Raw genomic sequence first — 20,922 nt, 5'->3', positions numbered from 1 at the left:
CGGTCCGGACCCCCCTCGGCGGGCCGGGACGGCGCCCCGACCAGGGCGGGGACCGCTGCCGGGACCGGCTGTCGTACCCCGCCCCTAGGCTTGCCGCATGACGAGCGCTGCGTGGACGGTGTACGACGCCCCCATCGGGCCGCTGCTGCTGATGGCCACCGAAGAGGGCCTGGTCCTGGTCGCCTTCCGGGCCGACCAGGCGACGGTCGCGCGGGCCGTCGCGGCGGCCGGGCGGCGGCTCGGCTGCGAGCCCGTCGAGGACGCGGAGCGGCTGGCGCCGGTCGCCGCGCAGCTCGACGACTACTTCGCCGGGCGCCGCACGGGCTTCGACCTGCCGCTGGACTGGTCGCTGGTCACCGGCTTCCAGCGGCGGGTGCTGCGCGAGCTGGCCACCGGGGTGCCGTACGGGGCGGTGGTCGGCTACGGGGACCTGGCCGACCGGGTCGGCGAGCCGGACGCCGCCCGCGCGGTCGGTGTCGCGATGGGGGCCAACCCGCTGCCCGTCGTCGTGCCCTGCCACCGGGTGGTGGAGAGCGACGGCGGCATAGGCGGCTTCGGCGGCGGCCTGGAGATCAAGCGCGCGCTGCTGGCCCTCGAAGGTGTGCTGCCCGCGCCGCTCTTCTGACGCCCGGCGCCCGGCGGGGGCTACTGGACGCGGCCGGGGGCCCGCAGCTCCGGGGCCTGGCGGAGGATCTCCAGCTCCAGGTGCTGGAGTGCCGGGCTCGGCGAGATGCCCAGGTCCTCCACCATCCGCTGCTGGTGCGCCCGCAGCACCGACAGCGCGTCGGCCTGCCGTCCGGCGCGGTAGAGGGCGAGGCTCAGCAGCTCGCAGCCGTATTCGCGCAAGGGGTGGGCCTGTGTGAAGGCCACCAGCTCGGGCACCGCCAGCTCGTGGTTGCCGAGCGCGATCAGGGTCGCGCTGCGGCCCTCGATCATCGACAGCCGCAGCTCCTCCAGGCGTACGGCCTCGGGTGTGACGGGCGCGGCCGTCGCGACCTCCGCGTAGGCGTCGCCCCGCCACAGGGCGAGGCCCGTCTCGAACTCGCGCAGCGCCCGCTGCGGCTCGCCGCGGTCCAGGGCCTGCCAGCCGGCGGTGGCGCAGGCCCCGAAGCGGTGGGCGTCGACCTCCACGGCCCGGCTGTCGAGCAGGTAGCTGCGCCCCCGGGTGCACAGCACGGAGGCGGGGGTGCGCGGGGCCCGGTGCGGCTCCAGGGCGCGGCGCAGGTTGGCGATGTACGCGTGCAGCGAGGTGATCGCCGACTGCGGCGGGCGGCCCGACCACAGGGACTCCACCATCACGTCGACCGAGACCGGCTGGCCGACCTGGCTCACCAGCAGGGCGAGGGCGGCGCGCTGCTTGGGCGCGCCCAGATCCACCCAGCGGCCGCCGACGGCCGCCTCGATGGGGCCGAGCACCCGGAACTCGACCTTGCCGGTGGCTCCGGCGCCGGGCCACGCCATCCGGTCCCCGGCGGCGGCCGCGGTGCCGGGCAGGCCGGGCAGTCCCGGCACACCGCGCAGGTCGGCGAGGCCCGGCAGGTCCGGCCCACCGGGGAATCCGGAGGGGCCGAAGCCGGTCGCCCCGGGAGACGTCCCGGCGCGGTCCGCTCCCCCGCCGCCGGGGGCCGCGGCCGTACCGGCTCCGCCGCCCGCGAAGGGGTCCGCGAAGGGATCCGCTGCGCTCCCGCGCCCGTCCCGCTGCCGCGGCAGGATGTCCAGCTCCAGCGCCTTGCTGACGTAGTTCTTCAGCGTCTCGTTGGCGCGGCGGAGCTCCCGGACCTCGCGTTCGAGTTCCGCGATGCGCTGCGCGCTGCCGGCGGTCGCGTCGGCGACCGCGGTGCCGCGGCGGATTTCTCCGTCCATCGTCTCTGCACGCATGGAGTCAGCCCCCGTAGGTCCGTGTCCGGGCATGCCCCGGACTGCGCATGCGGATGCCCCCGCCGCGGGGCCCGGCGCGCGCCGCGGGGCGCGCGCCGGGGCTCCGGGCGGAGGGTGTCGCTCACCGGCCGCTGAGCGAGGGAACCTGGCCGGCGTCGCCCTCGGCGGGCTGGGCCTCGTCGCGGTGGTGGAAGAGCGCGCTGGGCCACCACATCCACCGGCCGGTGTCCAGGGTGAGCGCGGTGACGAGCACGGAGCGGACCACGAGGGTGTCCAGCAGTACCCCGAACGCCACCGTGAAGCCCAGTTCGGCGGCGAAGACCATGGTCAGCGAGCCCATGGCCCCGAAGGTGCCGGCCAGCACCACCCCGGCCGAGGTGATGACGCCGCCGGTGGTGGACAGCGCGCTCAGCGCGGCCTTGCGGGTGCCGAGGGTCGTCGCGTCCTCGCGGATGCGGGTGACGAGGAAGATGTTGTAGTCGATGCCGAGTGCCACCAGGAACACGAACGCCAGCAGCGGGTAGGACGCGTCCGCCCCGGCGAAGTGGAAGAGGTGGTTGAACACCAGGCTGCTGACGCCGAGGGTCGCGCCGAACGACAGCAGCACGGTGCCCATCAGCAGCAGCGGGGCGACGATCGAGCGCAGCAGCAGGCACAGGATGAGCAGCACCACGGCCAGCACGAGCGGGATGACGACCTTGTCGTCGCGGGTCGCGGCGTTCTCGGTGTCCGCCATGATCGCGGTGCTGCCGCCGACCTGCGCGTCCGCGCCGTCGATGCGGTGCACGGCGGTGCGGATCCGGTCCAGGGTGGCCAGTGCCGCGTCGCTGCTGGCCTCGTCCTTGAGGTCGGCGAGCAGCACCGCCTGGTCGCCCTTGGCGAAGGGGTCGCCGACCTGGGCGACGCCGGGCACCGCGGCGACCACGTCCTTGACGTGCCCGGCGGCGGCGGAGTTCGCGGCGACGTAGACGGGGTCGCCGTTGCCTGCGGGGAAGTGCTCGGCGCGCAACTGCTCGCCGACCGCCATCTGCGGCTTGTTCGTGAACTGGTCCTTGTTGGCCAGGCCCGAGGCCTTGAGCCCGAAGATCCCGGCGCACAGCGCGAGCAGCACCACGACGGTGCCGGTCCACACCAGCCGCGGGCGGCCGGAGATGCTGGTGCCGATCCGGGCCCACACGCCGTCCTTGTGCACGGCGTCGGCGCCGAAGACGGGCTTCTTGGGCCAGAAGACCCAGCGCCCGCACGCCACGAGCAGCGCGGGCAGCAGGGTGATCATGGCGAGCAGCCCGACGGCGACGCTGATGGCGCAGGCCGGGCCCATGCCCGCGGTGGAGTTGAGCCGGGCGAGCATGAGCAGCAGCAGGCTGATGGAGACGGTCGCGGCGCTCGCGACGATCGCCGGGCCGGAGCGGTAGAGCGCCTCGGCCATGGCCTTGTGCCGGTCCTCCTCGCGGGTCAGCTCCTCCCGGTAACGGGAGATGAGCAGCAGCGCGTAGTCGGTGCCCGCGCCGAAGATGAGCACGACGAGGATGAAGCTGGTCTGTTTGTTGATGACCAGTCCGGCGTGCTGGGCGAGCAGGTAGATCAGGCCCTCGGCCGCGACCAGGGCCACGCCGACGGTGAGCAGTGGCAGCAGGGGCAGCCAGGGGCTGCGGTAGGTGAGCAGCAGGATGATGACGACGACGAGCGCGGTGATGGTGGTGAGCACGCCGCTGCCGCCGAAGGCCTTGATGGAGTCGGCGCCGTAGCCGACCGGTCCGGCGACGTGGAAGCCGAGGCCGTCGGGGTTCTTGGCTCCGATGTCCTGCATCGAGTCGACGACCTTGCTCAGGCCGTCCCAGCCGGACTTGTCCTTGTGGACCTGGACGACGGTCTGGATGGCCTTGCCGTCCTCGGACCTCACCGGCTCGGAGAGCGGGCCCTGCACGTTGGCGATGTGCTGGAAGGCCTGGGCGTCGGCCTGCGCCTTGGCCATGTCGGCGTCCGTGACGCCGGCCGCGCGGTCGTAGACGACGATCGCGGGCACGGCGTCGGCGGGTATCAGTTTCTCCACCCGGTCGACGACCGCGGTGGACTCCGCGTTGCCGGGCAGCCAGGCGGAGTTGTCGTTCTGCTCGGCGTCGGAGAGCTTGCCGGCCAGCATCATCGCGGGAACCAGCAGGACGACCCAGATGGCGATGACCACCCACTTGCCCACCCTTCCGCTGGGCAAGGCGGCCAGTTTTCGCATCATGCCGGTTCCTCCGTGTTCTGTGGGGGCGTCGGATTTCTCAGGGTGCCGGGCGTCCCTGATCACATGTCAGGATCCCGGACGGGGCTCGGCCCGTCACCGCACTCCCTGAAGCTCGCTTCGCGGATCCAGTACCCGGGCGCGGAAGTGCCCATAGGCGAGCAGCACGGGAATGTCGGTGAGCAGCGGGAAGTGGTAGGCGAAGGGGCGGGGGCCGACCATGTCGGGCGGGCCGGCGTAGCCGCCGTCGGCCTTCTGCCGTTCCAGCAGCCAGCGCATGCCGCGGCCGACGGGGCGCGGGTCGTCGGCGTAGCTGAGGGTGATCAGGCCGTAGGCGGTGCTGATGTCGTCGCTGGGGTCGCCGGGCTGCATGCCCCAGCCGCCGTCGGCGTTCTGCGTGGCGCGGACGGTCTGCTCGATGCGGGCGGCCATCGCGGCGGCGCGGATGTCGTCGGGGCTCGCGGTGCAGGCGGCGAGGCGGACCCGGAAGAGGCTGTGCAGCCGGCTGCGGCTCCAGCCGGGCTCGAAGCCGCCGTCGGCGTCCTGGACCCCGGCGAGGAAGGCGAGCGCCCTGGTGCGGGCCGCCTCGGTCGCGGGGTGCGGGGAGAGCGCGCAGACCGCGGCGGCGGTCATGCACGGCTCGGAGGAGGCCCCGGCGACGTACGTCGGGAAGCCGCCGTCGGCGCCCTGGACGGCGAGCAGCGCGTCCACGCCCCGGCGGATCGACCCGGCGTGCGTGACGGGGTCGACGGCCTGGAGGAACTCCAGCGCGCAGGAGGTGTCGTCGACGTCGTTCTGCGCGACGATCGGGGACATCGACCAGCCGTCGGTGAGGGTGTTGCCGCGCGACAGCGTGGCGTGCGCGGCGCCCCCCTGGTGGGTGGCGAGCATGCCGGCCATCCGGCGCAGCAGCGCGGGGTCGGCCCCGGCCGCGTGCAGGGCGAGGCCGCCGGTGGAGGTGCACCAGTTGTGCATCTCCAGCACGAACGGGAAGCCGCCGTCGGGACGCTGGTGGTGCAGCAGGGTCTCCAGGCCGCGGCGCACGGTCTCCTCGTGGCCGGGCACCCCAGCGAGCGCGTTGAGCACGAGCAGGTGCATGAGGGCGTAGCCCTCCCACACCGCGGCGCCGGGGTCGGTGGCGAGCAGGGTCCGCAGGGCGGCGTCGGTGGAGCGGTCGTGCACGCCCATCGCGTGGGCGATGATCAGCGTGATGGAGGCCTGCTGCACGGCGGCCCAGGAGTGCAGCGGGTCGGTGGGGACGGCGCCGCCGCCGGGGAGTTCGGCGTCGGCGGGCAGCGGGCAGCCGAGCACGGAGAGCACGGCGTAGACCATGAGCCGGCGGCGGACGGAGATGAAGCCGGGGGCGGCGGCGAGGACACCGGCCGCGAGGGTGTCGACGAGGGTGCTGTCGCCGTCGGCGTCGCGTCCGGCGGCGCGGGCGAGGGCCAGCGAGGCGAGCACCGTCTCCAGCCGGTCCGGCGACTCCTGGTGCCCGCGCAGGTAGCCGAGCAGGCGGTCGCGGGCGGGCGAGGTGTGGCCGGTGCGGGTCATGAGGGAGAGTGCGAGGGCCGATTCGAGCACTCTGCTCTCGCAGTGCTCGCGTATCGCGCCGTCGGGGTCGGTTCTGCCGCTGATGTGCGCGGTGAGCCGGGCGGCGGCGGTGCGCACCTCGTCCGCGTCGATCCCGTCCGGCAGTCGCAGCGGGGTCGGGCGCGCGAGGTCGGCAATCTTCATGGAGTGCTCCTGTCTGGGCCGGACCGAGCCGGTGGGTGGGCCGGGGGGACGGGGGTGGGGCCCGGCCCCGCGGGAGGTGTCCTCCGTGGCGGGGCCGGGGTGCCGGGGGTCCGGGTCAGCGCACGCTCTGCGCGAAGCGGAAGAGCTGGTGGGGGTCGTACTTGCGCTTGACCCCGGCCAGCCGCGCGTAGTTCTCGGCGTAGTAGGAGCGCTGCCAGTCGGGCAGCCGCGGGTCGATGAAGTTCTGGTACGTCTCGCCCGTCGAGTACGGGTCGATCGTCGCGAAGCCGTCGTCGACGAAGGTGTAGGCGGCGGCCTCGGCCTCCGCGGAAACCGGGGCGACGGCGTCGGAGGTGAGGTAGCTGACCGAGAACAGGGCGTCGCGGTGGACGTACGCGGTGGCGTCGCGGGCGACGGTGTTGGCCTTGCCGCCCAGTGCGGAGATCTGCAGCTGGCGCATCTGGCCCGCGTAGCGGTGGTCGTCGAAGGCGGCCAGGGCCTTGGCCCAGCCGTCGCGGGGCATGTCGCCCTTCTCGAACAGCCGGCTGCGCCAGGCGCCGAAGGCCGGGCGCTGGATCTGGCCGCCGCCGGTGTCGGCACGGTGGCACTGCTGCACCGTCAGTTCGGTGCAGGAGTAGAGCTGCATGAGCACCGACCGGTAGGGGGCGGTGAACTGCTGCCGGAAGACGGTGGGGGTGCCGACGAGCGAGACGAGGCGGGCGATCTCGGCGTCGAAGGCGGCGCTGGTGTCGACCGAGGCGAGGAACACCGAGGCGGTCGGCACGGTGCCGGGACCGGCGTCGACGAGGGTGACGTTGACGCCGCTGCCGATCGTCCAGGGCGCGTCGGGCAGCCACTTGGCCCAGCCGTCGAGCATGTCCAGCGCCTGGTCGAAGGTCCACACCAGGTTGATCGCGGCGACGTCGGTGAGCGGCGAGGGCGTGACGTCGTAGCCGGTGACGATGCCGAAGTTGCCGCCGCCACCGCCGCGCAGCGCCCAGAAGAGGTCGGCGTTGCAGTGCGGGGAGGCGGTGACGGTGCGGCCGTCGGCGAGCACGACCTGGGCGGAGTTCACCTTGTCGGCGGCGATGCCGATGCTGCGGGTGAACAGGCCCATGCCGCCGCCCTGGAAAAACCCGCCCGCGGCGACGGTCGGGCAGTAGCCGCCGGAGATGCCGAGGCCCTGCGGGGCGAGGGTGTCCATGATGTCGACGAGCTGGGCGCCGGGGCCGATGTGCACCGAGTCCTTGCCGAGCGCGACGGTGTTCAGACCGGCGACGTCGATGACCAGGCCGGGCGTGGTGGAGTAGCCGCCCGCGCTGTGGCCGCCGCTGCGGGCGGCGACGGGGATGCCGCCGGCCTGCGCGAAGGACAGGCACGCGGCGACGTCGGCGGCCGAGACGCAGTACGCCACGGCCTGCGGGCTGACGTCGTCGAACTGCACCTGGTAAAGCTGCTTGGCGCGCTGGTAGTCGGCGTCGGTGGGGAGCACGAGGTGCCCGCGCAGCCGGTCGGAGAGCCGGCTCCACTGGGCGCCGCCGTGCCGGGTCCGGGGCTTGGCCCCGGAGTGGGCCTGCGCCTGGGTGGCGCCGGCGACCGCGGTGGCGGCCACCGCGGCACCGCCGGTGCCGGCGAGGAACGATCGTCTGTTGATCATGGTGCTTCTTCCGTGGTCGTGGAGCGCGGTCGGGAAGCGACGTCAGGGCGTACGGCCGGACGGGCGGCCCGGGGGAAGGCGGGCGCGCGGCGGGTACGCGGTTGCGGGTCCGGCAGGACGCCCGCGGGGCGTCCTGCCGGACCGTGCGGCGCGGGGTCCGGGCGCCGCGGGGTGGTCTACGCCTGGTGGCCCAGGACGGTGGTGAGCGCCTCGGTGAGGGCGCCCGCGGGGTCCTCCGCGGCGCCGGGCACGCGCCAGGCGACGTGCTGGTCGGGGCGGACGAGGACGGCGCCCGCGGGGTCCGTGCCGCGCAGCTCCTGCCAGGTCCCCTCGGCGTCGGCGGCGTCCGCGCCCTCGCCGATCCGCACGACCGTCACCGGCACCGACAGCTTCTCCGCGGCGAGTGCGGCGGCGTCCGCCCAGGCCGCCCCGTCGGGGCCGGTCAGCAGCAGGAAGCCGGGGCCGGAGCCGACCAGGTCCTGGGTGGACACACGTACGCCGTCCTGCTCGACCCAGGCGTGCGGCAGCAGGTGCCCGGGGCGGGTGGTGGGCGTGTACACGTCGCCGAGCGGCGCCGGCAGCGGCGGCCGGGTGCCGTCCGGGACGACCGCGCCCTGCATGTACGCGAAGCCGTTCTCGACGCCGATGGCCTGGCACTCGCCGCGGTGCGTCGCGAAGATCTCCGCGGCGCGGGCGCGCTGGGCGGCGCCCATCGGGCTGGGCGCGAAGTAGCCGAAGAAGACCGGCGTGCGGCGCTCCGGCGGCACGTGCGGGCCGATGCCCACGGCGGCGTCGATGACGACCTGGTGGTGCGCGGCGGCGGACATCGCCCAGCCCAGGTTGAACTGGCCGACCGGGCGGCGCTCGGCCTCGTAGGTGTCGAGCAGCGCGTCGGGCGAGGCGCCGGACACGACCGCGGCGAGCTTCCAGGCCAGGTTGTGCACGTCCTGGATGCCGGTGTTGAGGCCGAGGCCGACGGCCGGCGGCTGGCGGTGGGCGGCGTCGCCGACGAGGAAGACCCGGCCCTTGCGGTAGCTCTCGGCGATGACGGCCTCGACCGTCCAGCTGGTGACCTCGTGCAGCGTCAGCTCCAGCTCGGGCAGGCCGAGGATCTCCCGGATGCGGGCGGTGACGGCCTGCTCGTCGTTCCGGTCCAGCCCCATGAGGGGCAGGTGCAGGCCCCACTCCTCGCAGTTCTTGCCCCAGGTCGGGCCCATCTCGATGAGCGCGCTGGACAGGTCCGCGCGGTAGGGGTTGAGGAACCAGGTGATGATGGTCCCCTCGTTCCAGTACTGCGACAGGTCCGCGGAGAAGTACGCCGTGGTCGCGTCGAAGAGCGCCGGCAGGCCCTCCATCTTCACGCCGAGGGCGGGGCCGACCGTGCGGCCGGCGTCGGCGGCGATGACGTACCCGGCCTTGACGGTGGTGGTCTCGCCGCTCTCGACGGAGCGGATCTCGGCGGTGACACCGTTGCCGTCCTCGTCCTGGACGAGCGACACCAGCTCGTGCCCGAACAGGATCCGGTCGGGGTTGCGGGCCTCGGCGTGCCCCCGCAGGATCGGCTCCAGGCGCAGCTGCGGCAGCTTGACCGGCAGCACCGGGCCGGCGGCCTCGTACGACGCGCGCAGGCTCCCGCCGCCGAAGGCGTCCATCTCGTGGATGACCTTGCCGTCCAGCGGGCCCTGGCCGGTGAGTGTGGTCTGCCAGCGGACCTTGCCGAACTGCTCGGGCGAGGCGCCGATCTCCAGGACGTCGTCCGCCAGGCCGTGCTGCCGGAAGATCTCCATGGTGCGCTGGTTGACGTAGTGCGCCTTGGGCAGGCGCGAGGTGTCCGCGCGGCGCTCCACCAGCAGATGGCCCACGCCGTGGTCGGACAGGAAGACGGAGGCGGACAGGCCGGAGCCGCCGCCACCCACGATCAGTACCGGAACTTCTACGGTGGCCAAGGGATTCGTCCTTCCGGAAGTACGGCCCGGGACGGCGGCAGCGCGCGGCTGCCGCCGGGGGCCGTGGAGGTGCGGGACTAACGGGAAACACCGGGGAGGCGGTGGGGCACCCGCAACGGGTGCGAGGGGGCGGGACCGGGGATCACACCGGGTCCTGCAGGGCCCCCTCCGACAGCTGCATGATCTCCGGCACGCCGGAGCCCCAGCGGTAGTAGGACTGGAGCTTGTAGTACTCGCCGTCGGGCTGCGAGGCGACCGCGTAGACGAACTTCGTGGTCGGGTCGGCGGCCCGCACGTGCCGGACGAACAGCTCGATGCGCTCGTCGAGTTCGACGGGCAGCGAGGCCGGGTCGGTGGTCGCCACGGCGAAGCTGATCCGCTCGATCTGCGGGTTGTCCCAGCTGAGCGTGACGTAGACGCCGAAGATCTCGCGGCCGAGCCGGAGCATCTGCTCGCTGGGCTCGGCCTGGCCGATCTCGCCCAGCATCGACTGGAGGGCCTCGGGGGCGATGCCGCCCTCCGGGGGCTCGCCGAAGTAGATGTTCACGGTCCGGTGGCGGTAGTCGATGCCGAGCAGGCCGACGGTGTCGCCGAGGCCGTGCCGCTTGATGAAGTCCAGGCTGTTGCCCAGGCTCGGCGGCATCGAGGGGATGCCGGCGAGCTTGGCGACCTCCTGGAGGGCGGTGCGCGGCAGCACGACCCAGATCTTCTTGAACCCGCCGACGACGCCGAAGTCGATGCCGTAGCCGTCGACCGGGCACGTGCCGCGGATGTCCCCGAGCAGCCGGGAGACGGGGTGGTCCGTCTTCTCCAGCAGCCCGCTGCCGACGGCCAGGTCGTACGGGTCGGTCTCCTGGGGCACGGTGAACCGGCAGTCCAGCTCGCCGGCCCGGCCCGCGCCGGTCGAGACCCGGAACGCGACGACGGCCTGGGCGAGGTCCCCGCCGTACAGGTCGAGGATGCGCTGCACCCTCTCGCGCGGGTAGTCCACCTCCAGGATCCCGGCCGCTTCCTCGATCGCCGAGTGCAGCGCCTGCGCGGCGCTCTCCTGACTCTTCACAGCCGCCTCACTCATGGCGGTCACCATCCATGGGCTTCATGGCGGTCAGCCTCTGCCATGCATCTTGATCAGGCCTCTTGCGGGACTTGCCGTCGGCTTGGCGCGGGTCCGGCGCGGGGTTGCGGGGCGGTGTCATCGGGGAAGTTCCTTTCGGGGCAGTGCGGCGGCGTGCAGCAGGACCAGCGGGTGGAAGCGGTAGCGGTCCTCGCCGAGGGCGGCGCCGCCGGGCTCCGACGTCAGCAGGCAGGCGTCGACGAGCTCCTCCAGCGCGTCCTCGGGTTCGGCCAGCCCGATGACCTCACCGGCGAGCCGGGCGGTGAACGGGCCGCCGCCGACGGCCGCGAGCCACGGCAGGACGGCCGCGGTGGCGGGGCTCAGCCGGGACAGCGCCCGGTTGAGGGAGCGGGTCAGCTCCAGGTCGCCGTAGGAGAGCGCGGCGAGCCGGGTGCGCGGGTCGGCGAGCTGCGCGGCGAGCCGGGCGACGGGCCAGTGCGGGCGGGAGGCGAGCCGGGTGCCGGCGATGCGCACGGCGAGCGGCAGCCCGGCGCAGTAGCGCACCAGGTCGCGGGCGGCGGGCAGTTCGGCGCGGATGCGCTCGGCGCCGACGGTCTCGGCGAGCAGCGCGACGGCGTCCTCGTCGGCGAGCGGTTCCAGCGAGACGGTGGACGTGGCGGGTACGGTCACCAGCCGGCGGCGGCTGGTGACCAGCAGCGCACTGTCGGTACCGGCCGGCAGCAGCGGGGTGAGCTGGGCGTCGCTGGTGGCGTCGTCCAGCACGACGAGCAGCCGGCCGGAGGCGGTGCGGGAGCGGTAGCGGCGCACCAGGTCGTTGAGGTCGCGGGCGGGGCCCTGCGCCGTCTCGCCCAGCGCGGACAGCAGTTCGGCGAGGACGTCGGCGGGCGGCCGGGCGGCCCCTTCCGCGTCCTGGAGGTCGGCGTGCACCACGCCGTCCGGGAAGGCGCGGGCGCAGGAGTACGCGACCTCGGCGGCCAGCGCGGTCTTGCCGCTGCCGGGCATGCCGGTGACGAGGGCGGCCCGCAGCCGCGCGGCCGGTCCGGCGGAGCGGCGCAGCAGCAGCGACCGGAGGCGGGCGGCCTCGGTGGTGCGGCCGGTGACGGCGCCGTCCCGGACCGGCAGCGCGACCGGCGGTCTGCGCTGCGGGGTGCCGGTGCCGCCCTCGCCGCGCAGGATGCGCAGGTAGGCGCGGCTGAGCTGCTGGCCGGGCACCACACCGAGCTGCTCGTCGAGGATGCGGCGGCCCTCGCCGTAGACCTGGACGGCCTCGGCCTGCCGGTCGGAGCGGTGCAGTGCGGTGATGAGGTGGGCGCGGAGGTTCTCCTCCATGGGGAAGCGGGCCACCAGGGACAGCAGTTCGGGCACCAGCGCGCGGTGCCGTCCGAGGGCGAGGTCGGCCTGGATCCGGCGTTCCAGCGCCTCGGCGCGGAGGAATTCCAGCCGGGGGCGCTCGGACTGGAGCAGGTGCTCGGTGACGTTGTCCAGGGCGTGTCCGCTCCAGCAGCCGAGTGCGCTGCCGAGCAGCCGGCCGGCCTCCTCGTAGCGGTTCTCCTTCAGCGCCCGGCGGCCCATGCGGTCGAGCCGTTCGAAGGAGAAGAGGTCGACTTCGGCGTCGCGGACGTCGAGGACGTATCCCGGGCCTTTACGGGAGATCTGCACCGGCTGTCCGAGGACTTTCCGCAGCCGTGACACATAGGTGTAGATCTGTGAGTTCGAGGTGGGCGGCGGTGTGTCCCCCCACAGTGCGGCGCTCAGCCGGCCGTCGGCGACCAGTGTGCCGCGGGCGAGCAGCAGGACGGCGAGTACGGTGTGGATTTTCGTTCCGGGCAGCGGTACCGCCTGACCCGCTCTGCTCACGGAGACCGGGCCCAGCAAGCGGAATTCGAGTGATCCGTTCGTTCCGCCGCCCCGGTCCTCCTCGGTGATCCCTTCGGCGGGCGCCACCGCCACGCCAGCGATGTTCGGCACAGTGCATTCCCCATCCCCTGGATGTCCCCGTACGAAATTGCATCCGCAACCTATCCAGCCGCCCTATTACCGCATTATCGAGTCGATTTCGAGTGGTCGAAATCGCCGGGAAATCACCCCAAAAGCGACCCGGCCTAAGGTGATCCAAGAAATGCTGCACAAGGAAATTGCCACACACCACGGGGAGTCAGTCATGCGCAAGTTCCGCACCGTCGCAGCCGTGTTCGCCAGCTCCGCAATGCTTCTTCTCCCGCTGCTCGTCGCCCTCAACGCGCTGGGCTCCGGTATGGGCACCAACGATCTGCCCTGGACGTGATCCGGAATCAGGACGGGCAGCAGCCCAAGGAATATGCCGGGGTAATACGCACGGACCCCGGAAAACCCGGAGACCCGGGAAGACGCAGGGAGCCCGGCGAGGGGCTCAGCAGCCGCTGAGCAGCCGGGCCAGTTCGAGCCCCTCGACGGGGCTGTCGGCGCCGCGGGACTCCAGGACCTCGCGCAGCCGGCCCGCACGCCGCACCCACACCGGTGCGTTGAGCGAGCGGAACTCCTGCTGGGCCCATGCCAGGGGCGCGTCGGCGCCCGTGCCGCCGCACAGGGCCTCGGCGCAGGCGAGGTTGGTGGTGATCCGGGCCTGGAGGAAGCGGTCGTTGACCTCTTCGGCGGCCCGCAGGGCGCGCAGCAGGCTCGCGCGCGCCTTGTGCGGCTCGTTCTGCCGCCACTGCGCCTCGCCGAGCACACACAGCGCGTGGGCCTCGCCCAGCCGGTCACGCTGACCGCGGGTGAGGCCCACGACGTCGTGGCACACCCGCTCGGCCTGCTCCGACTGCCCGGCGCTGAGCAGCGCCTCGGCGAGCCGGTAGAGGTTCTGGGTGCGGCTGCGCAGCGACCCGGCCTCGTAGCTGACCTCGATCGCCTGGTTGCTCAGCTCCACCCCGCGCTCGGGGTTGCCCTGCTCGATCTCGATCTGGGCGAGCAGGCCCAGCGCGTGCGAGAGGCCCGAGGCGTCACCGGCCTGCCGGAAGAGGACGAGGGAGGCCTCGCAGTAGCGCGCGGCCTCGGCCAGTTCGCCGCAGAAGCGGGCGCAGACGGCGAGGTTGCGCCGCACGATGGCGCGGCCCTGGGTGTCGTCGGTCTGCTCCAGCAGGTCCAGGGCGGTCAGCAGCCGTTCGCGCGCCTCGTCGTAGCGGCGCTGGTAGATGGCGAGCGTGCCCAGCGAGCGCAGCATGGTGCCGGCGCCGTGGGTGTCGCCGGCGCGCTGCGCGCCCTCCAGTGCGCTGTCGGCGGCGCGCCGCCAGTCCTCCAGGTAGTTGCGGGTCTCGAAGAAGGGCACCGAGCCGATGGCCAGGACCCATGCGCGACCCTCCTGGCCCTCGCGGGCGGCCTGTGCCACGAGCGCGCCGAGCGCCTCCCGTTCGCCCTCGAACCACTCGATGGGGTCGGACACCAGCTCGCTGACCGCGGCGCCGGGCAGCTCCTGGATGTGGGCGGGGACGTGCGGGGCGACCTCGCCCTTGCCGTAGAGCTGCTCCTGTGCGGCGTAGACGAGCGTGAGCACGGCGGACAGCACCCGGTCGAGTGTCTGCTCGCGCTCCTGCGCGCCGTCCTCGGCCAGGCACCGTTCCTGGGCGAACAGCCGCATCAGCTCGGGGATGCGGAAGCGGGTGCCGCCGCCGCGCACCGAGCAGCGCTCCAGCAGCTGCGCCCCGGCGAGCTGGTGCAGCAGTTCCTCGGACGCCCCGGGGGTGACGCCGAGCACGGGGGCGCCGATCCAGGGCGGGAAGTCGGGCACGTCGAGGACGCTCAGCTGCCGGTAGAGGCGCGCGGCCTGCACCGACAGCGCGCGGTAGCTGAGCCACAGGCTGGAGCGCACCCCGCTCTCGCCGGGGCTGACGACGTCCAGCCGCTCGCGGCGGTCCTCCATGCGCGCGACCATCCGGCGCAGCGACCACTGGTGGTCGGACAGCAGCCGGGTCGCGACGATGCGCAGGGCGAGCGGTAACCGGTCGCACAGGTCCACCAGGCGCCGCGCGGCGGCGGGTTCGGCCGCCACCCGCTGGTCGCCGATGGTGGCGGCCAGCAGGTTCAGCGATTCGGTCGTGCTCATCCCGTGCAGCTCGATACGGACCGCGGCGACCGCTCCGGCCAGCCCGTTGAAGGGGTCGCGGCTGGTGAACAGGGCGCGCGCGGGGCCGCGGCCGGGCAGCAGCGGGCGGATCTGCTCCAGCGAACCGGCGTTGTCCAGGACGATCAGCAGCCGCTTGCCGTCCAGGGTGCTGCGGTAGAGCGCGGCCCGGTCCTGGAGGCCCACGGGGATCGACGCGCCGGGCACGCCGAGCGCGCGCAGCGCCCGGTCGAGGGCGGCCTCGGCGGTGACCCCGCCGTGCGCGCGCAGGCCCTGGAGGTCGAGGTAGATCTGGCCGTCGGGGAAGCGCCGGGCGACGCGGTCGGCCCAGTGCTGGGCGAGCGCGCTCTTGCCGACCCCGGCGGCGCCGCAGATCGCCGCGACGCGCACCGGCAGGCCGCCGCCGGGCCCGAGGGCGGGCTGCACGAGCCGGCCGAGCAGTTCCAGCTCGGCCTCCCGTCCGACGAACGGCTCGGGCGGCAGCGGCAGTTGGTGCGGTACGGCAGGGGTCGCGGCGGGCGCGGGCGCGGGGACGGTCTCGGGCACCGCGGCCACCGCCAGCGGTACGGGGACGGCCACCGCGGCGGGCGCGGGGACGGGCGCGGGCGGCCGTACCGGCGCGGGGCCGTCGCCCTCCAGGACGGTGCGGTGCAGCTCCTGGAGTTCGGCGCCCGGCTCGACGCCCAGCTCGGCGATGAGGACGCGGCGCCCCTCGCGGTAGCAGCCGAGCGCCTCGGAGCGGCGGCCCGACAGGTGGTAGGCCTGCATGAGGACGGCCCGCGCGTGCTCGCGCAGCGGGTACTCGGCGACCAGCGGGCCCAGGCTCTCCACGACCGAGCGGTACCGGCCCTGCTGGAGCTGGACGGTGGCGTACTCCTCGGCCAGGTCGACCTTCAGCTCGGTGAGCCGGCGCACCACCTCGGTCAGCGAGCCGCCGTCCATGCCGTCGAGCACCGGGCCGTCCCACAGCGCGAGGGCGTTCTCGAAGCGGGCCGCGGCCGCGTCCGGGTCGCCCGCCTCGGCTGCCGCCCCCGCGGCGGCAGCCGAGGCGTACAGGTCGACGACATCGACGTAGTGGCCCGTGGTGTGCAGCACGTAGCCGGGCGGCACGGTCTCGATGAGGCCGTCGACGCGGGCCTCGTCGCGGAAGGTCTTGCGCAGGGCGGAGACGCAGATGGCGATCTGGTTGCGCGCGGTGGCGGGGGGTTCGCTGTGCCAGACGGCTTCCGCCAGGGAGTCGACGGAGACCACGCGCCCGGGAGTGAGCAGCAGCACGGCCAGAATCGTTCGCTGCCGCGCGCTGCGCAGTTGCAGCGATCTGCCGTCCGCGCTCACTTTGAGCGGGCCCAGCACCTGAAACGACAGCCGGGTCGACACACCGTCCCCTTCCCGAGGCGCACCCGCGCCCCGTCCCCCACGGGAGACATTGCAGAGCCATTCTGCGTACAAGTTTTCGTCTCGACAACACAGTTGGGCCACTTCACGCTACGTGCCGGTCAGCCAACCCGTTCCCTGCGCCTCTTCCAGGAACCATAACTTTCCGTCACCCGATGGCCGGGACCTTTCGGTCAACCGGCCGCCGTCCCGCAGCCGGAGGGCGATCTCCCGGCGCAGCCGCTCGCCCGATCCGCCGTTGGCGAGCACGACCAGGCCGCTGCCGGTGCGCAACCGCAGCGTGGAGACGGCGTAGTGGCCCGCCGGCGCCCCCTCGTGCCCGAACTCGGTGTCGGAGCCGAGGACGTCGACCATCGTGCCGAGGCCGTAGAGGTCGTCGGGGCTCGGGGTGAGCATGCGGGCCGCGCTGTCCGCGGTGAGCAGCGCGAGCGGGACGCCCCGCGCGGAACGGCGGACCTCCAGCGCCACCTTGGCGAGGTCGGCGGCGGTCGTCCACAGCTCGGCGGCAGCGGAGGGGGGGCCGGAGACAGGGCCGGGGTCCCCGCCGCGTGCGGTGGCCGGTTCCGCTCCCTGCCGCCCGCCGGACGCGGTGGCCGGTTCCGTGCGCGGCGCGGTGCGGGAGTGCGGCCGTGCGCCCGAGGCGCCCGCGGCGGGCGCGGCGGGCGCGGCGGGCGCGGCGGGCGCGGCGGGCAGCGGGCGGCCCGCCGCGTCGTGGCCGATACGGGCGGCCGGGGCGCCCGTACGCCCGCCGCTGCGGGGCGGCGGGCCGCCGAAAGAGCTGTCGTCCAGGCCCAGCGGCCCCAGCACCAGGCGCCGCATCAGCAGCCCGAACGGCTCGCCCGTGACCTCCTCCAGCAGTCCCGGCAGCAGGGCCGCGCCCGTCCCGAGGCGGTCGCCCAGCAGGTCCGCCAGGGTCGGCCGGCGAGCGGCGCGGTTCCTGGCACCGTTGTCGAGGGCGGCGTCCGGCGGCGCGTCCAGGTCGAGCAGGCCCTCGTCCACCAGCCGCAGCACGCCCAGCGCCGTGACGTGCCGGCTCAGGCCGCCCGCAGGGAACGCGGTGCGCGGGGTGACGGGGCGGCCCTCCCCGTCGTCGCCCGCGGCCTCGACCGCGACCAGGCCGCCGCGTTCGAGCACGGCCACGGAGGCGCCGGGCACCCGGCACTCCGCGAGCAGGTCGGCCAGCGGCCGCCCGCCGAAGGCGACGTGCCGCCCGCTGCGCGCGGCCCTGCGCGGGGCGTCCAGCAGCGGTCCGCCGGGCCGTGGCAGCGCCGCGAGGTCCACCCGCCCGTCGGCGGCCCGCGGCAGCTCGCCGAGCAGCACCAGGTTCGCGGGCACCAGGTGGTCCGGCAGCAGCCGCCGGCAGTGCGCGGCCAGTGCCGCCGCGTCCAGGCCCTGCGCGCCGGGGCGCGGCACCACGTACCCGGCGAGCCGGACATCGCCGGAGGCCGCCCGCACCCCGACGACGACGGCCTCGTCGACGCACGGGTGGTCGTACAGCGCCTCCTCGGCCTCCGCCGGGTCGGCGCGGTGGCCGCAGATCCACACCTGCCGGTCGGTGCGGCCGAGCGGCTCGGCCTCGCCCGTGGCGGTGCGCCGCACCAGCTGCCCGGTGCGGAACATCCGGGCGCCGGGCGGGCCGTAGGGGTCGGGCAGGAAGCGCTCGGCGGTCAGTGCGGTCCGCCCCACGTAGCCGAGGGCCACCCCGGGACCGGCCACGTACAGCTCGCCGACCTCGCCCGCCGGGACCTGCCGCCCGTCGCCGTCGAGCACCCGGATCCGGCTGTCGGCGCCGGGGCGTACGGGGTCGGGGCAGCTGCCGTACGACGTCTCGACCGAGCCGTACGCGGGGAGCAGCCGCCCGCTGCCGAGGAATTCGGCGAGCCGCGCCGCGGCGGGGCCCGGCGTGCTGCCGCCCGCGACGACGAACGTCCCGGCGAGCGCGGCGACCACCGCCGGGCCGGACTGCCGTACGAGCAGGTCGAGATGGCCCGGCGCGAGGTGCAGGAAGGCGAACGTACCGGCCGAGGCGAGCCACTCCCCCAGCTGGGCCAGATCCGGTGTGCGCGGGGCGAGCACCACCCGCTGCCCGGCCGCGAGCGGCGCCCACAGGCCGGTGGCCGTCATCTCGGAGGCGACCGAGCAGAAGACGGCGGTGCCGCCCGTGCCCCGGCCGATCAGCTCCCGCCCGGCCCAGGCCACATGGTCCGCGAGCCCGCGGTGCGTGACGGCCACGGCGTAGGGGCGCCCGGCCACGGTGGGGGCGTGGGCCACCAGCGCGACGTCGTCGGGGGCGGGCGGCTCCGTCGCGGCGCCGCCCCCCGGGTGCGCGGCCAGCTCGGCGGCCAGCTCGGGGTCGTCGGCGTAGAGCACGGTGCCGTCGAAGCCGTCGAGCGCGGCGGCCCCGTACCCGAGTTCGGCGACCACCACGCGGGCCCCGGCGTCGGCGAGCAGCAGGTGCAGCCGCGCCGCGGGAAAGTCCGGGTCGAGGGGTACGCAGCCGGCCCGGGCCTTCCACGCGCCCAGCGTCACGGCGTGCAGGTCGGCGCCCCGGCCGAGGAGGACCCCGACCAGGGCGCCGCGCCCCACCCCGCGTGAGCGCAGTAAGCGGGCCCACCGGTCGGAGGCGGCGTCCAGCTCGCCGAAGCCGAGCGCGAAGCCGTCCCCCTCGACGGCGACCGCCCCGGGGTCGCGCCGCGCCCACCGCCCGAGCGTGACGGGCAACGGCTCCCCGGCGGGAGCGGGCCCTCCCGGCGCGACCGGCCGCGGCTCCCCGGCGGGAGCAGGCCCACCCGGCGCCACGGGTTCCCCGGCGGGAGCGGGCCCGTCGGGATCCGCGGGCCGCGGGCCCTCGCGCAGGCTCAGCGGCCGCAGGTCCTGCCAGGTCTCCTGGATGTGCGCGAGGCACCGCTCCCGGGGCCCGGTGGTGCCCTCCGCGTGCCAGCCGGCGGGCAGTGCGCGGTCGGTCCACCAGATCGAGTGCTGCCCCTCGCCGTTGAGCACGACACGCCGGTCCGCGGGGTCGGCGGTCTGCTGTTCTGACAAGGTCACTCCTGCGAATCCGGGGACGCTGCCCGGACCGGCGGCCGACGGGTGCGTCAGGGGGTGGGTCGGTGGGCCGGGGCACGGTGAGGCGGCCGGACCGGGTGAGCCTTCCGGTCCGGCCGCGGGGACGCCCGGCGCGGGCGGGTCAGGGCCGTTCGGTCAGTTCGTCCTCCAGCCGGCGGGACAGCTCGACACGGCGGGTCTTGAGCGTCGCGGTGCGCGGCAGCTCGGCGAGCGGGATCTGGACGGGCTCGGCGAGCTGCGGGTACGCCGCGGTGGCGGCGCGCCAGCGGTCCATGTCCAGCGGCTCGTCGCGGTGGGTGCACACCACCGGGACCGCCTCGGAGCGCGGGCCGGGCACCACGACCAGCTCGGCCAACTCCTCCAGTTTGTCGAGGATGTCGTCCTCGACCTCCAGGTTGCTGCCGACGCCCTCGATCGTGTCGAACTCCCGGTCCAGCATGTGCAGGCAGCCGAAGCGGGTGCGGTAGCCGACGTCGCCGGTGCGCCACCAGCCGTCGTGCACGTTCTCGTCGTAGCGGTCCTGCTCGCCGTGGTAGGTCTTGGCGATGCCGTCCCAGCGGACGTCGATGTAGCCGGGGTTGGCCTGCGAGGGCCGCTTGCCGTCCCGGCCCACCACCCGGACCTTCGCGCTGCCGGGCAGCGCGAAGCCCATGCAGCGGCCGTCCATGCGGTGCGCGAACTTGCGGAAGTACGGGCGGCCGGCGGCCGGGCCGACCTCGCTCTGGCCGTAGATCTGGAAGAACTGCGCGCGCTGCGCCGAGGAGTGCAGCAGCCGCCGCACGGTACGCGGGTGGATCGCGTCGAAGGTGCTGCTGAAGTACTTGACCGAGGCGAAGGGCCTGCGCCGGTCGTCGGTCAGCCCCTCCCAGGCCAGGAAGGAGTTGGGCAGCGCCTCGATGAGCCAGGGGCGGTGCTGGACGAAGAAGTCCGCGACGGCGTCCGGTGTGCCGTTGTTGACCGCGAGCACCGGCATGCCCTTGAGGAAGCACAGCGAGAGCGCCGCGAAGGTGCGGGAGTGGCCGAAGGGGATGTGGACGGCGACGGTGCCGCGCTTGCGCATCATCCCCAGCAGGAAGAGCTGCGGGCGCAGCCGGGTGCGCATCGTGCGCGGGGTGTGCACGACGAGCTTGGGCAGCCCGGTGGTGCCCGAGGTGTGGGTGATCATGGCGGGCTCGTCCAGGCCGCGCAGCACCGGCTTGACGGGCGTGCCGCCGTCGAGGTCGGCGAGCCGGGTCGCGCCGGGGCCGGTCTCGCCGATCCCGATGACGCCGCGGGTCAGCTCGCCGAGATCGACACCGTCCTCGGTCAGGGCGCGCAGCTTCGGCGCATCGGTGATCAGGTGCGGCCGGTCCAGCCGCTGCATCAGCGCGGACAGCGCCTGGGAGTCCAGGTGGTGGGAGAGCATCACGGGGACGGCGCCGGTGCGCTCCACCGCGGTCGCCAGCAGCCACAGGTCGAAGTTGGGGGCCTTGCAGATCACCACGTGGCCCCCCGGGCGCACCCCGGCCGCGGCCACGCGGTTGGCGAAGTCAGCGGCGTACCCGGCGAGTTTCGCCACCGTCAGCCGGCGGCCCGCGTCGGGCAGCGCGTCGAGGTCGTGGTCGAGCGTGACCGGTGTCCCGCCGCGGACGAGCGCGGCCCGCTCCGGGACGACGCCGAGGTAGAGGCCGGTCCTGTGCAGGGACTCCTGGTCCGTGGCGCTCCGCGTTCCGGAGTCGAGCTTGTCCAGCAAGGTGCTTCCCATCAGATCTCCCTCCGGGCCCGCCTCGTTCCGGTCGTGCAGCGGACGGCGGTTCGGTGTTCTCGGGTGCCGGTGGAGCACAGCGTCCTGCACCGGGCTTGGTGCCG

12 protein-coding genes are annotated in these 20,922 nt (G+C 74.5%); 2 read left to right on the top strand and 10 right to left on the bottom strand.

Annotated features, from left to right (window positions below; genetic code table 11):
* Nucleotides 1-97: 97 nt before the first annotated feature.
* Entirely contained in the window at nucleotides 98-625 is a 528-nt protein-coding gene (locus tag ACH4PY_RS25645; protein ID WP_398187330.1) for a methylated-DNA--[protein]-cysteine S-methyltransferase, read from the top strand.
* A gap of 20 nt (nucleotides 626-645) precedes the next feature.
* On the opposite strand, the gene ACH4PY_RS25640 is transcribed toward ACH4PY_RS25645, so the two are convergent.
* The 7 genes from ACH4PY_RS25640 to ACH4PY_RS25610 form a co-directional block, all read right to left on the bottom strand.
* Nucleotides 646-1,878, bottom strand: coding sequence for a BTAD domain-containing putative transcriptional regulator (locus ACH4PY_RS25640; protein ID WP_398187327.1), 1,233 nt, complete (start codon nucleotides 1,876-1,878; stop codon nucleotides 646-648).
* A 121-nt stretch (nucleotides 1,879-1,999) separates the two neighbouring features.
* Nucleotides 2,000-4,090, bottom strand: coding sequence for an MMPL family transporter (locus ACH4PY_RS25635; protein ID WP_398187324.1), 2,091 nt, complete (start codon nucleotides 4,088-4,090; stop codon nucleotides 2,000-2,002).
* Between the two features lie 114 nt (nucleotides 4,091-4,204).
* A complete protein-coding gene (locus ACH4PY_RS25630) occupies nucleotides 4,205-5,842 on the bottom strand; it encodes a prenyltransferase/squalene oxidase repeat-containing protein (RefSeq protein WP_398187321.1) in 1,638 nt (545 codons plus the stop codon).
* A 115-nt stretch (nucleotides 5,843-5,957) separates the two neighbouring features.
* On the bottom strand, nucleotides 5,958-7,499 hold the full coding sequence (locus tag ACH4PY_RS25625; protein ID WP_398187318.1) for an FAD-binding oxidoreductase: 1,542 nt from the start codon (nucleotides 7,497-7,499) through the stop codon (nucleotides 5,958-5,960).
* Between the two features lie 176 nt (nucleotides 7,500-7,675).
* Nucleotides 7,676-9,445, bottom strand: coding sequence for an FAD-dependent monooxygenase (locus ACH4PY_RS25620; protein WP_398187315.1), 1,770 nt, complete (start codon nucleotides 9,443-9,445; stop codon nucleotides 7,676-7,678).
* A 142-nt stretch (nucleotides 9,446-9,587) separates the two neighbouring features.
* On the bottom strand, nucleotides 9,588-10,520 hold the full coding sequence (locus ACH4PY_RS25615) for an aromatic prenyltransferase (RefSeq protein WP_398187313.1): 933 nt from the start codon (nucleotides 10,518-10,520) through the stop codon (nucleotides 9,588-9,590).
* Between the two features lie 117 nt (nucleotides 10,521-10,637).
* A complete protein-coding gene (locus tag ACH4PY_RS25610; protein ID WP_398187310.1) occupies nucleotides 10,638-12,488 on the bottom strand; it encodes a BTAD domain-containing putative transcriptional regulator in 1,851 nt (616 codons plus the stop codon).
* 151 nt (nucleotides 12,489-12,639) lie between these two features.
* On the opposite strand from ACH4PY_RS25610, the gene ACH4PY_RS25605 reads away from it, so the two are divergent.
* Nucleotides 12,640-12,804, top strand: coding sequence for a hypothetical protein (locus ACH4PY_RS25605; RefSeq protein WP_398187307.1), 165 nt, complete (start codon nucleotides 12,640-12,642; stop codon nucleotides 12,802-12,804).
* Between the two features lie 105 nt (nucleotides 12,805-12,909).
* On the opposite strand, the gene ACH4PY_RS25600 is transcribed toward ACH4PY_RS25605, so the two are convergent.
* The 3 genes from ACH4PY_RS25600 to ACH4PY_RS25590 form a co-directional block, all read right to left on the bottom strand.
* Complete coding sequence (locus ACH4PY_RS25600) at nucleotides 12,910-15,990, bottom strand: BTAD domain-containing putative transcriptional regulator (protein ID WP_398187305.1); 3,081 nt, start codon at nucleotides 15,988-15,990, stop codon at nucleotides 12,910-12,912.
* A 108-nt stretch (nucleotides 15,991-16,098) separates the two neighbouring features.
* Complete coding sequence (locus tag ACH4PY_RS25595; RefSeq protein ID WP_398187302.1) at nucleotides 16,099-19,050, bottom strand: AMP-binding protein; 2,952 nt, start codon at nucleotides 19,048-19,050, stop codon at nucleotides 16,099-16,101.
* Nucleotides 19,051-19,195: 145 nt separating this feature from the next.
* Nucleotides 19,196-20,818, bottom strand: coding sequence for an AMP-binding protein (locus ACH4PY_RS25590; RefSeq protein ID WP_398187299.1), 1,623 nt, complete (start codon nucleotides 20,816-20,818; stop codon nucleotides 19,196-19,198).
* Nucleotides 20,819-20,922 lie beyond the last annotated feature (104 nt).

This window comes from Streptomyces sp. NPDC021224 (assembly GCF_044332905.1).
Taxonomy (GTDB): domain Bacteria; phylum Actinomycetota; class Actinomycetes; order Streptomycetales; family Streptomycetaceae; genus Actinacidiphila.
The sequence above is the reverse complement of the archived record's forward strand: the minus strand, read 5'-3'. Positions and strand labels throughout refer to the sequence as shown.

Excerpts from the sequence above, each read along its gene's own strand:
- ACH4PY_RS25645 (WP_398187330.1), top strand. The coding sequence starts at position 98 with ATGACGAGCGCTGCGTGGACGGTGTACGACGCCCCCATCGGGCCGCTG.
- ACH4PY_RS25640 (WP_398187327.1), bottom strand. The coding sequence starts at position 1,878 with ATGCGTGCAGAGACGATGGACGGAGAAATCCGCCGCGGCACCGCGGTC.
- ACH4PY_RS25630 (WP_398187321.1), bottom strand. The coding sequence starts at position 5,842 with ATGAAGATTGCCGACCTCGCGCGCCCGACCCCGCTGCGACTGCCGGAC.
- ACH4PY_RS25625 (WP_398187318.1), bottom strand. The coding sequence starts at position 7,499 with ATGATCAACAGACGATCGTTCCTCGCCGGCACCGGCGGTGCCGCGGTG.
- ACH4PY_RS25615 (WP_398187313.1), bottom strand. The coding sequence starts at position 10,520 with ATGAGTGAGGCGGCTGTGAAGAGTCAGGAGAGCGCCGCGCAGGCGCTG.
- ACH4PY_RS25605 (WP_398187307.1), top strand. The coding sequence starts at position 12,640 with ATGCTGCACAAGGAAATTGCCACACACCACGGGGAGTCAGTCATGCGC.
- ACH4PY_RS25590 (WP_398187299.1), bottom strand. The coding sequence starts at position 20,818 with ATGGGAAGCACCTTGCTGGACAAGCTCGACTCCGGAACGCGGAGCGCC.